Genomic DNA, 13502 nt, shown 5'->3' on the forward strand with positions numbered 1-13502 from the left:
CGAGAAACGTTGATGTCGAATTCTTATGACTCCTCCAGTATCAAAGTCCTGAAAGGGCTGGATGCGGTGCGTAAGCGCCCGGGTATGTATATCGGCGACACGGATGACGGCACCGGTCTGCACCACATGGTATTCGAGGTTGTGGATAACGCTATCGACGAAGCGCTCGCAGGTTACTGTAAAGACATCGTTGTTACTATCCACAGCGACAACTCCGTCTCCGTACAGGATGACGGCCGCGGTATTCCGACCGGTATTCACCCGGAAGAGGGCGTGTCGGCGGCGGAAGTGATCATGACCGTTCTGCACGCGGGCGGTAAATTCGATGATAACTCGTATAAAGTTTCCGGTGGTCTGCATGGCGTAGGCGTTTCCGTTGTTAACGCCCTGTCGCAGAAGCTGGAGCTGGTCATTCAGCGCGATAACAAAATTCACCGTCAGATTTATGCCCACGGCGTGCCGCAGGCGCCGCTGGCGGTTACCGGCGAAACCGAAAAAACCGGCACCATGGTTCGTTTCTGGCCGAGCTACGAAACTTTTACCAACGTGGTCGAATTCGAATACGAGATTCTGGCAAAACGCCTGCGCGAGCTGTCGTTCCTGAACTCCGGAGTGTCGATTCGCCTGCGCGACAAGCGCGACGGTAAAGAAGATCATTTCCACTACGAAGGCGGTATCAAAGCGTTCGTCGAATATCTGAACAAAAACAAAACGCCGATCCACCCGAATATCTTCTATTTCTCCACCGAAAAAGACGGCATCGGCGTTGAAGTTGCGCTGCAGTGGAACGATGGTTTCCAGGAAAACATCTACTGCTTTACCAACAACATTCCGCAGCGCGACGGCGGTACCCACCTTGCAGGCTTCCGTGCGGCAATGACCCGTACCTTGAACGCCTACATGGATAAAGAAGGCTATAGCAAAAAAGCGAAAGTCAGCGCCACCGGCGACGATGCCCGTGAAGGCCTGATTGCCGTGGTCTCCGTGAAGGTGCCGGATCCGAAATTCTCCTCGCAGACCAAAGACAAGCTGGTCTCTTCCGAGGTGAAATCGGCGGTCGAACAGCAGATGAACGAACTGCTGAACGAATACCTGCTGGAAAACCCGTCTGACGCCAAAATCGTGGTCGGTAAAATCATCGACGCGGCGCGCGCGCGCGAAGCCGCACGTCGCGCGCGTGAAATGACTCGCCGTAAAGGCGCGCTGGATCTGGCTGGCCTGCCGGGCAAGCTGGCGGACTGCCAGGAACGCGACCCCGCGCACTCTGAACTGTACTTAGTGGAAGGGGACTCTGCGGGCGGCTCTGCGAAACAGGGGCGAAACCGTAAGAACCAGGCGATTCTGCCGCTGAAAGGTAAAATCCTTAACGTTGAGAAAGCGCGCTTTGACAAAATGCTCGCGTCTCAGGAAGTGGCGACGCTGATTACCGCGCTGGGCTGCGGCATTGGCCGCGATGAGTACAATCCGGACAAACTGCGCTACCACAGCATCATCATCATGACCGATGCGGACGTCGACGGCTCGCACATTCGTACGCTGCTGCTGACCTTCTTCTATCGCCAGATGCCGGAAATCGTTGAGCGCGGACACGTCTACATTGCCCAGCCGCCGCTGTACAAAGTGAAGAAAGGCAAGCAGGAACAGTACATTAAAGACGACGAAGCGATGGATCAGTACCAAATCTCCATCGCACTGGATGGCGCCACTTTGCATACCAACGCCAACGCGCCGGCCTTAGCCGGCGAGCCGCTGGAGAGACTGGTTGCCGAGTATAACGCCACGCAGAAAATGATTACGCGTATGGAACGTCGTTATCCTAAAGCCCTGCTGAAAGAGCTTATCTATCAGCCGACGCTGGCGGAGGCCGACCTGGCGAACGAGCAGACCGTAACGCGCTGGATCAACGCCCTGGTGAGCGAGCTGAACGAGAAAGAGCAGCACGGCAGCCAGTGGAAATTTGATGTCCGCGAGAACGCCGAGCTGCAGCAGTTTGAGCCGATCGTTCGCGTGCGTACCCACGGCGTGGATACCGACTACCCGCTGGATCACGAGTTTGTCACCGGGCCGGAATACCACCGTATCTGCGCGCTGGGCGAAACGCTGCGCGGTCTGATTGAAGACGATGCCTTTATTGAGCGCGGCGAACGTCGTCAGCCGGTGGCCAGCTTCGAACAGGCGCTGGACTGGCTGGTGAAAGAGTCCCGTCGCGGACTCTCTATCCAGCGCTATAAAGGTCTTGGTGAGATGAACCCGGATCAGCTGTGGGAAACTACCATGGATCCGGACAGCCGCCGCATGCTACGCGTGACCGTCAAGGACGCGATTGCCGCTGACCAGCTGTTCACGACCCTGATGGGGGACGCCGTTGAACCGCGTCGCGCCTTTATCGAAGAGAACGCCCTCAAAGCGGCAAACATCGATATTTAATCGTCGTACACCGCCATACTCAGGCCGCGCGTTTAGCGCGGCTTTTTTGTGGGCGCAGGCCTGTCCAGCGACATTATGGACGGTAAACGGCTGGCGAGCGTATCGACGGCAATTCTCACCCTCAGCGGTAGATGCGGCGTCTGTTGCCAGACCGCGTGAACGTCGAAGCGCACATCCGGCGCCTGCTTTAACAGCGGAACGAGTTTTCCCTGATGAATTTCTTTGCTGACCATCCAGCAGGGCAGCCATGCAATGCCGTGTCCGGCCAGCGCAGCATCGCAGATCGCCTGCAAATCATCCATATTGAGCGATGAACGGGGAGTGAAGGTGTGCGAGGCACCTTCGCTATCCATAAGCTGCCAGGAGAGCACTCTGCCTGCCTGCAGATAGTTAATGGCCGCATGATGGAGTAAATCATCAACGCTTTGCGGCGTGCCCTTCTTCAGCAGATAATCCGGCGCGGCGCACAGCACCATGCGGTGTTCTCCCAGCCTTCTGGCGACCAGAACGCTGCTGTCCTGAAGCGTGCCGTTACGCACCGCCATATCAAACCCTTCCTCGACGAGATCCACCACGCGATCGCTGAATGACATCTCCAGCTCAAGGCCTGGATGTTCCTGCGCCAGCGCGATCAGCAGCGGGGCGACGCACTGGCGGCCAAACAGCACCGGCATGGCCACGCGCAGGCGGCCACTGACCTGCTGTTTCCCCGTTTCCAGCAGCGATTCTGCGCCCCGAATTTCCTCCAGCGCGCGCAGGCAGTGTTCATAAAAAAGGGCGCCGTTGTCGGTCAGGCTCTGGCTGCGGGTCGTTCGTTGAAACAGACGTACCCCCAGTCGCTCCTCAAGGCGAGCGATGCTCTTTCCTACCGCCGAACGCGACAAATGCAAACGGATTGCGGCCTGAGCAAAACTCCCAGCCTCAACGGCGGCCACAAAAACCGGAATATCCTTCAGCGTATCGGTCATGGATTGTATCTTTTCTTTCATCAATAATGGGAAAACTTATCGCCACTGGCGACCCTGAGTCAACGGTAGACTGTCGCTCCTGAAGCTTATTTAATGGCAGGAGAGAAAAAATGACTGAGACAATGCAACGCTGGTCCATGGACGCCCTCGGGCGCGACAACCTCAAACTCATCCAGGCGCCTGTTCCGCAGCCAGGGCCGGGTGAAGTCTGCGTACGGGTGAACGCCGTTGCGCTCAACTATCGCGATAAAATGGTCATTGAAGGCACCATGCCGATTGCGCTTTCCTTCCCGTTTACGCCGGCGTCCGATATGGCGGGAGTGGTGGAAAGCACGGGCGAGGGCGTCACGCGTTTCACACCCGGCGCTCGCGTCATCTCGACCTTTTTCCCGGAGTGGATCGACGGTAGGCCAACAGCGGACGCCCGCACTTTGCCCTATAAAACGACCGGCGGTTACTTCCAGGGCATGCTGTCTGAGTACGTGATTGTGAATGAAAACGGGCTGGTGGCCGCCCCGGAAACCCTGGATGACGCAGAGGCCAGCACGTTACCGTGCGCCGGGCTTACCGCATGGTTCGCGCTGGTGGAGCGCGGTCATTTACGCGCCGGGCAATCGGTACTGGTGCAGGGCACGGGCGGTGTGGCGATATTCGCTTTGCAAATTGCCAAAGCGCAGGGGGCAGAGGTTTTTGTCACGTCCGGGAGCGATGAAAAACTGGCGCGGGCCAAACAACTCGGCGCCGATTATGGCATCAACCGGCTTAAAGGCGACTGGGCTGAAGGGATATACGAACTGACGAACGATCGCGGCATCGACCACATCATTGAAACCGTTGGCGGGGAGAACCTGAGGCATTCCCTGCGCGCCGTGGCGGTTCATGGGCGTATTTCGGTCATCGGCGTGCTGGCCGGCAGTGAAATCTCGCTGCCCGCGGGCGAACTGTTGCTGAAATCCCCGGTGATTCAAGGTATTGGCGTGGGGCACCGTCGCGCACTGGAAGATTTTGTCCGCGCCGTTGACGTGACCAGGCTGAAACCGGTGATTGAGCACCGTTACCGCTTTAACCAGCTTGCACAGGCGCTTGAACACCTCGATCGCGGTGCGTTTGGCAAAATCGTGCTCACCCGCGAGTAAGACCCCGTTCCCCGGATCTTGCCTAAAAGGGGGGGTTCTGCTGCGCAATGTAGCTCTATTTTTGTGGGCTTAATCGCGTTAGCATGAGTAAGGACTCATCTTACCCGGGGATTTCATGGCTATTAAACTGATTGCAATCGATATGGACGGCACGCTGCTGCTGCCTGACCATACTATCTCTCCTGCGGTGAAAACCGCGATTGCCGCAGCCCGTGAACGCGGCGTCAACGTGGTGCTGACCACCGGCCGTCCTTACGCTGGCGTGCACAGCTATCTGAAAGAACTGCATATGGAGCAGCCTGGAGATTACTGCATCACCTATAACGGTGCTTTAGTGCAGAAGGCGAGCGACGGCAGTACCGTTGCGCAAACCGCGCTGGGCTACGACGACTACCGCTATCTGGAACAGCTGGCCCGCGATGTCGGCTCCCATTTCCACGCGCTCGATCGTAACACCCTGTATACCGCGAACCGCGATGTGAGCTATTACACGGTACATGAATCCTACGTGGCGACGATCCCGCTGGTCTTCTGCGAAGCCGAAAAGATGGATCCGAATATCCAGCTGCTGAAAGTGATGATGATCGATGAGCCGGCGATTCTGGACAAAGCTATCGCCCGTATTCCGGCTGAGGTGAAAGAGAAGTACACCGTGCTGAAAAGCGCGCCGTACTTCCTTGAAATTCTTGATAAACGCGTCACCAAAGGTACCGGCGTGAAATCGCTGGCCGATGCGCTGGGCATCCAGCCGGAAGAGGTGATGGCGATTGGCGATCAGGAAAACGACATCGCGATGATTGAATACGCTGGCGTCGGCGTGGCGATGGATAACGCGATTCCGGCCGTCAAAGAAGCGGCAAACTTTATCACCAAATCCAACCTGGAAGACGGTGTGGCATATGCTATTGAAAAATATGTCTTAAACTAAAAATCTCTTTCTGAAAAACCCGCGTTAATCGCGGGTTTTTTTATGCCTTGAGTTTACCCCGCCGCAAAATCACCAAACCGAATTGTCGTTTTTGTGATCTAAATTGTAGTACAACATGTTTGTGTTGTACTACATTGTGTCCATGGCGATGACGAGTGACATCACGTTAGTACTACAAAGTTGCGGTTAAAACCGCCTGTCGCGGTAAAGTAGAGAGACATCCAGAGCACAAGGACTTTCCATGACTCTCAATAAAACCGATCGCATCGTCATCACGCTGGGCAAGCAGATTGTCAGCGGCAAATACGTTCCCGGCTCTGCGCTGCCCGCTGAAGCCGACCTGTGTGAGGAGTTTGCCACCTCGCGCAATATCATTCGCGAAGTGTTCCGTTCGTTGATGGCTAAGCGGCTGATTGAAATGAAGCGCTATCGCGGCGCGTTCGTTACCCCGCGCAACCAGTGGAATTATCTCGACACCGACGTTTTACAGTGGGTGCTGGAGAGTGATTACGACCCGCGGCTGATTAGCGCGATGAGCGAGGTACGTAACCTGGTTGAACCCGCGATCGCCCGCTGGGCGGCAGAGCGCGCGACGTCGAGCGACCTGGCGCAAATAGAAGACGCGCTCAACGACATGATCGCCAATAACCAGGACAGGGAAGCGTTTAACGAAGCGGATATTCGCTATCACGAGGCGGTGCTGCAGTCGGTGCATAACCCGGTTCTGCAGCAGCTCAACGTGGCGATCAGCTCGCTACAGCGGGCGGTATTTGAAAGAACGTGGATGGGCGATGAGGCCAACATGCCGAAAACGCTCCAGGAACATAAGGCGCTGTTTGACGCCATCCGGCATCAGGACAGCGAAGCGGCGGAGCAGGCGGCGCTCACCATGATCGCCAGCTCGACACGAAGGTTAAAGGAAATCGCATGACATCTCGCTACATCGCAATTGACTGGGGATCGACCAACCTGCGCGCCTGGCTCTATCAGGGCGAACGGTGCCTGGAGAGCAGGCAATCGGAAGCAGGCGTCACGCGTCTGAACGGACACTCCCCCGCCGCGGTGTTTAGCGAAATAACCCGGGGCTGGCGCGACGGCGTGACCCCGGCGGTGATGGCAGGAATGGTCGGCAGTAACGTCGGCTGGCAGGCGGTACCCTACTTGCCGGTTCCCGTTCATTTCTCCGCCATTGGTGAACAATTAACTGCCGTTAGCGACAACGTCTGGATTATTCCCGGACTCAGCGTCTCTCGCGACGATAACCATAATGTGATGCGCGGCGAAGAGACTCAGCTCCTCGGCGCGCGGGCGATAGCCCCTTCTTCCGTCTACGTGATGCCCGGCACCCACTGCAAATGGGTGCAGGCAGACCGCCAACAAATTAACGACTTTCGCACGGTGATGACCGGCGAACTTCACCACCTGCTGCTGCGCCACTCGCTGGTCGGCGCCGGGTTACCGGAGCAGGTCTCCGCTCCTGACGCGTTTAATGCCGGGCTTGAGCGCGGCCTGCATTCGCCAGACATCCTGCCGCAGCTTTTTGAAGTTCGCGCTTCACACGTGCTGGGTTCGCTGCCGCGCGCGCATGTCGGCGAGTTTCTGTCGGGACTGCTGATTGGTGCGGAAGTCGCCACCCTGAGCCAACGCTTTCGCGACCAGCAGGTCACCATTGTCGCCGGCGAGGCGCTGGCGAACCGCTATCAGCAGGCCCTGAGCGCCATTGGCCGTCAGACCACCGTGGTGTCGGGCGACAACGCATTTCAGACAGGAATAAGGAGCATCATCCATGCAGTGGCAAACTAACTTACCGCTTATCGCTATCCTGCGCGGGATTACGCCGGAAGAGGCGCTGGCGCACGTGGGGGCGGCGATCGACGCCGGCTTCGACGCCGTTGAAATTCCGCTCAACTCACCGCAGTGGGAAAAGAGTATTCCTGCCGTTGTTGAGGCTTATGGTGATAAGGCGCAGATTGGCGCGGGCACCGTGCTTAATGCAGAGCGGGTGGACCAGCTTGCCCGAATGGGCTGCAGGCTTATCGTCACGCCCAATATTCAGCCCGAGGTCATTCGCCGAGCGGTGAGCTACGGCATGACGGTTTGTCCCGGATGCGCGACGGCGACGGAAGCGTTCGCCGCGCTGGACGCCGGGGCTCAGGCGTTGAAAGTCTTCCCATCTTCGGCTTTTGGCCCTGACTACATCAAAGCGCTAAAGGCCGTTTTGCCGCCGGAGGTGCCCGTTTTTGCGGTGGGCGGCGTGACGCCGGAAAATCTGGCGCAGTGGATAAAAGCAGGCTGTACCGGTGCCGGGCTGGGCAGCGATCTCTATCGCGCTGGCCAATCCGTAGAGCGTACCCAACGGCAGGCGGCAGCATTTGTTAAAGCGTATCGAGAGGCAGTGCAATGAAAATAACCAAACTCACCACGTATCGTTTACCCCCGCGCTGGATGTTTCTAAAAATTGAAACCGACGAAGGCGTGGTTGGCTGGGGCGAGCCCGTGATTGAAGGGCGCGCGCGCACCGTAGAGGCGGCGGTGCATGAGCTCGGCGAATATCTCATAGGCCAGGATCCGGCGCGGATTAACGACCTGTGGCAGGTGATGTACCGCGCGGGCTTTTACCGCGGCGGCCCGATTTTAATGAGCGCCATCGCCGGTATCGACCAGGCGCTGTGGGATATTAAAGGCAAAGTGCTGAACGCGCCGGTCTGGCAGCTAATGGGCGGCCTGGTGCGTGACAAAATCAAAGCCTACAGCTGGGTTGGCGGCGACCGTCCGGCAGAGGTGATTGATGGCATCAAGAAGCTGCGCGGTATTGGTTTTGATACCTTCAAATTAAACGGTTGCGAAGAGCTGGGGCTGATCGATAATTCTCGCGCGGTGGATGCGGCGGTGAATACCGTCGCGCAAATTCGCGAAGCGTTCGGCAATGAAATTGAGTTCGGTCTCGATTTTCACGGCCGCGTTAGCGCGCCAATGGCGAAGGTGCTGATTAAAGAGCTGGAGCAATATCGCCCGCTGTTTATTGAAGAGCCGGTTCTTGCCGAGCAGGCGGAATATTATCCGCGGCTGGCGGCGCAAACCTCGATTCCTATCGCGGCGGGCGAACGCATGTTCTCGCGCTTCGAGTTTAAACGCGTGCTGGAAGCCGGTGGGCTGGCCATTCTCCAACCCGATCTGTCGCACGCGGGCGGTATTACCGAGTGCTATAAAATCGCCGGAATGGCCGAAGCCTACGACGTGGCGCTGGCGCCGCACTGCCCGCTGGGGCCTGTTGCGCTTGCCGCCTGCCTGCACGTCGATTTTGTCTCCTATAACGCCGTCTTCCAGGAGCAAAGTATGGGCATTCACTATAACAAGGGCGCGGAATTACTCGACTTTGTGAAAAATAAAGACGACTTCAATATGGAAGGCGGTTTCTTTAAACCATTAATGAAGCCCGGGCTTGGCGTAGAAATCGATGAAGCGCGGGTCATTGAATTAAGTCAGAATGCGCCGGACTGGCGTAATCCGTTGTGGCGGCATGAGGATGGTAGCGTCGCCGAATGGTAAATGCGCGTCATACTTTGCGCTGCTGATGCGTTGGCTGCATTTTCTTATCCCAGTCACATACTAATGTATGCTCCTGGGAATGCGAAAATTTGCCGCCTTTCCCCAGCACAAATTATTTAGCGCATTACGGTTAAGTTATTAATAAAAAATTTAAATAAACCCTCTGTAAATTACCGGGCATGGTGAGCGGCCTCGCTATGCCCAAAATCTGGAGACAGATTGCGATGGATATTTCAGTTACAGCTGCAAAACCCGGGCGTCGTCGTTATTTGACGCTGATTATGATCTTTATTACCGTGGTGATTTGTTATGTTGATCGCGCCAACCTTGCCGTGGCATCGGCGCATATTCAGGAAGAGTTTGGTATTACCAAAGCGGAAATGGGATATGTATTTTCCGCCTTCGCGTGGCTGTATACGCTTTGCCAGATCCCCGGCGGTTGGTTCCTTGACCGCGTGGGATCGCGACTAACCTACTTTATCGCTATTTTTGGCTGGTCAGTGGCGACGCTACTGCAGGGATTTGCCACGGGACTGATGTCGTTGATTGGCCTGCGCGCGATTACCGGGATCTTTGAAGCCCCGGCGTTTCCCACTAATAATCGCATGGTGACCAGCTGGTTTCCGGAGCACGAGCGCGCATCAGCCGTCGGTTTTTACACCTCAGGCCAGTTTGTCGGGCTGGCATTCCTGACCCCGCTATTAATCTGGATTCAGGAAATGCTGAGCTGGCACTGGGTATTTATCGTTACCGGCGCTATCGGGATCGTATGGTCACTGATTTGGATTAAGGTTTATCAGCCGCCGCGTCTGACGAAAAGCATCAGCAAAGCCGAGCTGGATTATATTTGCGACGGCGGTGGTCTGGTGGACGGCGATGCGCCCGTTAAAAAAGAGGCGCGGCAGCCGCTGACCAAAGCCGACTGGAAGCTGGTATTCCATCGCAAACTGATAGGCGTTTACCTTGGGCAGTTTGCCGTGACCTCGACGCTGTGGTTCTTCCTGACCTGGTTCCCTAACTATCTGACCCAGGAAAAGGGGATTACGGCGCTGAAAGCGGGCTTTATGACCACAGTTCCGTTCCTTGCCGCCTTTGTTGGCGTGCTGCTCTCCGGCTGGCTGGCGGACAGGCTGGTGAGAAAAGGTTTCTCATTAGGCGCCGCGCGTAAAACCCCGATTATCTGCGGCCTGCTGATCTCGACCTGCATCATGGGCGCAAACTATACCAACGATCCGGTGTGGATTATGGTCCTGATGGCGCTGGCCTTCTTCGGTAACGGCTTCGCCTCCATTACCTGGTCGCTGGTCTCTTCGCTTGCGCCGATGCGGCTTATCGGGTTGACCGGTGGAATGTTTAATTTCGTCGGCGGGCTGGGCGGTATCACCGTTCCGCTGGTGGTGGGCTATCTGGCCCAGGACTATGGTTTTGCTCCTGCGCTGGTTTATATTTCCGTTATTGCGCTGGTGGGCGCGCTCTCTTACATCCTGCTGGTGGGGGATGTCAAACGAGTAGGCTAATTCTTTCCGATACGATACCCTGATGCGAAAGTCTCGCATCAGGGTATGTTTATGAAACAAGTCACCTTTGCTCCCCGTCATCATCAACTTACCAACACGCGCGCCTGGACGGCGGACAGCCGGTGGCTGGTCTTTGACGTTCGTCCCTCTGGCGCCTCTTTTACCGGCGAAACCATCGAGCGGGCGAATGTCGAGACGGGAGAGGTTGAGATCCTCTACCGTGCCGGACAGGGCGCGTACGTTGGCGTGGTGACCGTTCATCCATCGATAGATAAATATGTCTTTATCCACGGCCCGGAAAACCCTGACGAGCGCTGGCATTACGATTTCCACCATCGTCGCGGCGTGGTCTCCTGGCAGGGCGAAACGCACAACCTCGATGCGATGGATATTTCCGCTCCCTATACTCCCGGCGCGCTGCGCGGCGGCAGCCATGTGCATGTCTTCAGCCCGAGCGGCGAATTTGTCAGCTTTACCTATAACGACCACGTGCTGCATGAACGCGATCCGGCGCTGGATTTGCGCAACGTTGGCGTGGCGGTTCCCTATGGCCCGGTAGTACCGCGTGGGGATCATCCACGAGAATACGGCGGCAGCCACTGGTGCGTGCTGGTCAGCCGCACAACGCCGACCCCCGCGCCGGGCAGCGACGAGATTAATCGCGCCTATGAAGAGGGCTGGGTGGGCAACCGGGCGCTGGCGTTTATTGGCGATACGCTGGCGGTAAATGGCGACAAAGTGCCGGAGCTATTTATTGTCGAGCTGCCGGAGAGCGAACAGGGCTGGAAGCAGTCTGGCGATGCGCCATTGGCAGGAACGGAAACCACGATGCCGGCTCCCCCTGCCGGCGTTATTCAGCGTCGCTTAACGTTTACCCACCAACGCCGTTACCCGGGACTGGTGAATACGCCGCGTCATTGGGTGCGCGCTAATCCGTCGGCAACGGACATCGCTTTTCTGATGCGCGACGAGGCCGGCGTGGTGCAAATGTGGCTTATCTCGGCGCAGGGAGACAAGCTGCGGCAGCTGACCCACAACCGATCCGATATCCAGTCGGCGTTTAACTGGCATCCATCAGGAAAATGGCTGGGCTTTGTGCTGGAAAACCGCATCGCGCTTTGTGATGCGCGGAGCGGGGAAATCGACTTTTTGACCGATGAGCATGCCAATCCGCCTTCGGCCGACGCGGTCGTCTTTTCGCCAGACGGCACACGGCTTGCCTGGATGGAGGAGGTGGACGGTTACCGCCAGCTGTGGGTAACCACAACGGCGCGCTAAATCAGGGGTTCGGCATTGGCGCTGGCGGGATCACTGCGTTGGTCGCCAGCGTCTCTTTCTCGCTCTTTTCCACGCGCGATTTAACCGAGCTATCGGTGCGGAACATATCCCACGGTAGCAGCAGCGTGTCCATAACGGCCGTGAGCGGCATATCCAGCGCCACCAGGGATTTCGTACCCCAGTTGGCATCGCTATCTCCCAGCATTTGCGCGCTGGCGCGCGTTCCCGGATAGGTTCCTTCCTTACCGCCGGTATGTGACATCACGCTGGAGCAACCGCCTAAACTTATCATCCCGCTAAACAGGACCAGCTTTAACAGACCGTTTTTCATCATTTTTCCGTCATCGTTACGGGCGTTGATAGAACCTTCTATGTACAAAATCATGCAGGGCGCAGCCAACAGAGCCGCGACCTGAAGAATGGCGTACATATCGGTTATATCGGGCCATTCCATGGATGCATAGTGCCATTGCGCCGCACTGTGGCAGGCGTCGCACTTTGCCTTTTGTGCTGTCCCTCCAGTCTAAGCAATAGACCGCAAACTGCAAAAAAAATTGCCCATTTCCCCTTGAAAAGGTCATGGATATACCCATTTTAGGAATGTGTCTCCCGGAGAATACGCCGAATGGGTATTCCGGGTAATAACGGCCTGTCCATGATGGAAGGTCAGATAATTCTCGCTGATTTCAGGAGCTATGTATTATGCGTAATTTCGATCTCTCCCCGCTGTATCGTTCTGCTATTGGTTTCGACCGCCTTTTCAATCTGTTAGAAAATAATCAAAGCCAGAGTAATGGCGGCTATCCTCCGTACAACGTTGAGTTAGTAGACGAGAACAACTACCGCATCGCGATTGCCGTTGCCGGTTTTGCCGAGAGCGAACTGGAAATTACCGCGCAGGATAATCTGCTTATCGTAAAAGGCGCCCATGCCGCCGAGCAGAAAGAGCGCACTTACCTGTATCAGGGCATCGCTGAACGCAATTTTGAGCGTAAATTCCAGCTTGCGGAAAATATTCATATTCGCGGCGCCAACCTGGTAAACGGTCTGCTGTATATCGACCTTGAGCGAGTTATTCCTGAAGCGAATAAGCCGCGCCGTATCGAGATCAACTAATTTGTTGGGCCGCGAAGGCGGCCCGGTATTCATTCAAAAAACTGCCCGCCGTCAGGGGGCAAAGGCGAATCCACAGGATTTGCAGATATCCACTCGCTTCTTAGAAGGAGAAAGACTATGCGTAACTACGATTTATCCCCGCTGCTGCGTCAATGGATCGGTTTTGACAAACTGGCCAACGCGCTACAAACCGCCGGTGAAAGCCAGACCTTCCCGCCCTATAACATCGAAAAAAGCGACGACAACCACTATCGCATTACCCTTGCGCTGGCCGGTTTCCGTCAGGAAGATTTGGATATCCAGCTTGAAGGCACGCGCCTGACGGTAAAAGGCGCGCCGCAGCAGCCGGAAAAAGAGACCAAATGGCTGCATCAGGGGCTGGTTAACCAGGCGTTTAGCCTGAGCTTCACGCTCGCCGAAAATATGGAAGTCTCCGGGGCAACCTTTACCAAGGGCCTGCTGCATATCGATTTGACCCGCAACGAGCCGGAACAGATCGCACCGCAGCGCATCGCCATCAGCGAGCGCCCCGCGTTAGATAGCTAATTAAGCTAACCACCTATAAAGCCCCGATGTTCGGGGC

Annotated in this window: 13 protein-coding genes and 1 other annotated feature; of the genes, 11 read left to right on the forward strand and 2 right to left on the reverse strand. The window is 56.5% G+C overall.

The window, feature by feature from the left end; genetic code table 11:
• Window positions 1–12: 12 nt before the first annotated feature.
• Window positions 13–2427 (forward strand): DNA topoisomerase (ATP-hydrolyzing) subunit B, encoded by a 2415-nt coding sequence (gene gyrB, locus ABLU67_RS05180; RefSeq protein ID WP_004126944.1) that lies wholly within the window; start codon window positions 13–15, stop codon window positions 2425–2427.
• 32 nt (window positions 2428–2459) lie between these two features.
• On the opposite strand, the gene ABLU67_RS05185 is transcribed toward gyrB, so the two are convergent.
• Window positions 2460–3395, reverse strand: a complete 936-nt coding sequence (locus ABLU67_RS05185) for a LysR family transcriptional regulator (RefSeq protein WP_025107559.1) — start codon at window positions 3393–3395, stop codon at window positions 2460–2462.
• Between the two features lie 110 nt (window positions 3396–3505).
• Between ABLU67_RS05185 and ABLU67_RS05190 the strand changes: the two genes are divergently transcribed.
• The 8 genes from ABLU67_RS05190 (at window position 3506) to ABLU67_RS05225 (ending at window position 11803) form a co-directional block, all read left to right on the forward strand.
• Complete coding sequence (locus tag ABLU67_RS05190; RefSeq protein WP_046877119.1) at window positions 3506–4531, forward strand: NAD(P)-dependent alcohol dehydrogenase; 1026 nt, start codon at window positions 3506–3508, stop codon at window positions 4529–4531.
• Window positions 4532–4646: 115 nt separating this feature from the next.
• Window positions 4647–5459 carry a sugar-phosphatase gene (yidA, locus tag ABLU67_RS05195; RefSeq protein WP_004855697.1) on the forward strand — a complete coding sequence of 271 codons (813 nt, stop codon included), beginning with the start codon at window positions 4647–4649 and terminating at the stop codon, window positions 5457–5459.
• A 241-nt stretch (window positions 5460–5700) separates the two neighbouring features.
• Window positions 5701–6390, forward strand: coding sequence for a D-galactonate utilization transcriptional regulator DgoR (gene dgoR / locus ABLU67_RS05200; protein WP_348852185.1), 690 nt, complete (start codon window positions 5701–5703; stop codon window positions 6388–6390).
• Window positions 6387–7262, forward strand: coding sequence for a 2-dehydro-3-deoxygalactonokinase (locus ABLU67_RS05205; protein WP_224237365.1), 876 nt, complete (start codon window positions 6387–6389; stop codon window positions 7260–7262). Before dgoR ends, ABLU67_RS05205 begins: the two co-directional genes overlap by 4 nt.
• On the forward strand, window positions 7246–7863 hold the full coding sequence (locus tag ABLU67_RS05210; RefSeq protein ID WP_348852186.1) for a 2-dehydro-3-deoxy-6-phosphogalactonate aldolase: 618 nt from the start codon (window positions 7246–7248) through the stop codon (window positions 7861–7863). The genes ABLU67_RS05205 and ABLU67_RS05210 overlap by 17 nt, the downstream gene beginning before the upstream one ends.
• Window positions 7860–9008, forward strand: a complete 1149-nt coding sequence (gene dgoD, locus ABLU67_RS05215; RefSeq protein WP_025107562.1) for a galactonate dehydratase — start codon at window positions 7860–7862, stop codon at window positions 9006–9008. The genes ABLU67_RS05210 and dgoD overlap by 4 nt, the downstream gene beginning before the upstream one ends.
• 179 nt (window positions 9009–9187) lie before the next feature.
• Complete coding sequence (locus tag ABLU67_RS05220) at window positions 9188–10525, forward strand: MFS transporter (protein ID WP_224237366.1); 1338 nt, start codon at window positions 9188–9190, stop codon at window positions 10523–10525.
• A 51-nt stretch (window positions 10526–10576) separates the two neighbouring features.
• Window positions 10577–11803, forward strand: coding sequence for a DUF3748 domain-containing protein (locus ABLU67_RS05225; RefSeq protein ID WP_348852187.1), 1227 nt, complete (start codon window positions 10577–10579; stop codon window positions 11801–11803).
• Window position 11804: 1 nt separating this feature from the next.
• Here the strand turns inward: ABLU67_RS05225 and ABLU67_RS05230 are convergent, their stop codons facing one another.
• A complete protein-coding gene (locus ABLU67_RS05230) occupies window positions 11805–12134 on the reverse strand; it encodes a YceK/YidQ family lipoprotein (RefSeq protein WP_162097183.1) in 330 nt (109 codons plus the stop codon).
• A 303-nt stretch (window positions 12135–12437) separates the two neighbouring features.
• Window positions 12438–12512: a sequence feature (ROSE (Repression Of Heat Shock gene Expression) occurs in the 5'-region of heat shock genes and acts as an RNA thermometer to modulate expression.), on the forward strand.
• Between ABLU67_RS05230 and ibpA the strand changes: the two genes are divergently transcribed.
• Both ibpA and ibpB read left to right on the forward strand, forming a co-directional pair.
• Complete coding sequence (gene ibpA / locus ABLU67_RS05235; protein WP_004126917.1) at window positions 12506–12919, forward strand: small heat shock chaperone IbpA; 414 nt, start codon at window positions 12506–12508, stop codon at window positions 12917–12919. It overlaps the preceding feature by 7 nt.
• A 117-nt stretch (window positions 12920–13036) precedes the next feature.
• Window positions 13037–13465, forward strand: a complete 429-nt coding sequence (ibpB, locus tag ABLU67_RS05240; protein WP_134898861.1) for a small heat shock chaperone IbpB — start codon at window positions 13037–13039, stop codon at window positions 13463–13465.
• Window positions 13466–13502: the final 37 nt, after the last annotated feature.

This window comes from Klebsiella sp. GN_Kp190 (genome assembly GCF_040061795.1).
Lineage (GTDB): Bacteria > Pseudomonadota > Gammaproteobacteria > Enterobacterales > Enterobacteriaceae > Klebsiella > Klebsiella michiganensis.

Excerpts from the sequence above, each read along its gene's own strand:
- gyrB (WP_004126944.1), top strand. The coding sequence starts at position 13 with ATGTCGAATTCTTATGACTCCTCCAGTATCAAAGTCCTGAAAGGGCTG.
- ABLU67_RS05185 (WP_025107559.1), bottom strand. The coding sequence starts at position 3,395 with ATGACCGATACGCTGAAGGATATTCCGGTTTTTGTGGCCGCCGTTGAG.
- ABLU67_RS05190 (WP_046877119.1), top strand. The coding sequence starts at position 3,506 with ATGACTGAGACAATGCAACGCTGGTCCATGGACGCCCTCGGGCGCGAC.
- yidA (WP_004855697.1), top strand. The coding sequence starts at position 4,647 with ATGGCTATTAAACTGATTGCAATCGATATGGACGGCACGCTGCTGCTG.
- dgoR (WP_348852185.1), top strand. The coding sequence starts at position 5,701 with ATGACTCTCAATAAAACCGATCGCATCGTCATCACGCTGGGCAAGCAG.
- ABLU67_RS05205 (WP_224237365.1), top strand. The coding sequence starts at position 6,387 with ATGACATCTCGCTACATCGCAATTGACTGGGGATCGACCAACCTGCGC.
- ABLU67_RS05210 (WP_348852186.1), top strand. The coding sequence starts at position 7,246 with ATGCAGTGGCAAACTAACTTACCGCTTATCGCTATCCTGCGCGGGATT.
- dgoD (WP_025107562.1), top strand. The coding sequence starts at position 7,860 with ATGAAAATAACCAAACTCACCACGTATCGTTTACCCCCGCGCTGGATG.
- ABLU67_RS05220 (WP_224237366.1), top strand. The coding sequence starts at position 9,188 with ATGGTGAGCGGCCTCGCTATGCCCAAAATCTGGAGACAGATTGCGATG.
- ABLU67_RS05225 (WP_348852187.1), top strand. The coding sequence starts at position 10,577 with ATGAAACAAGTCACCTTTGCTCCCCGTCATCATCAACTTACCAACACG.
- ABLU67_RS05230 (WP_162097183.1), bottom strand. The coding sequence starts at position 12,134 with ATGAAAAACGGTCTGTTAAAGCTGGTCCTGTTTAGCGGGATGATAAGT.
- ibpA (WP_004126917.1), top strand. The coding sequence starts at position 12,506 with ATGCGTAATTTCGATCTCTCCCCGCTGTATCGTTCTGCTATTGGTTTC.
- ibpB (WP_134898861.1), top strand. The coding sequence starts at position 13,037 with ATGCGTAACTACGATTTATCCCCGCTGCTGCGTCAATGGATCGGTTTT.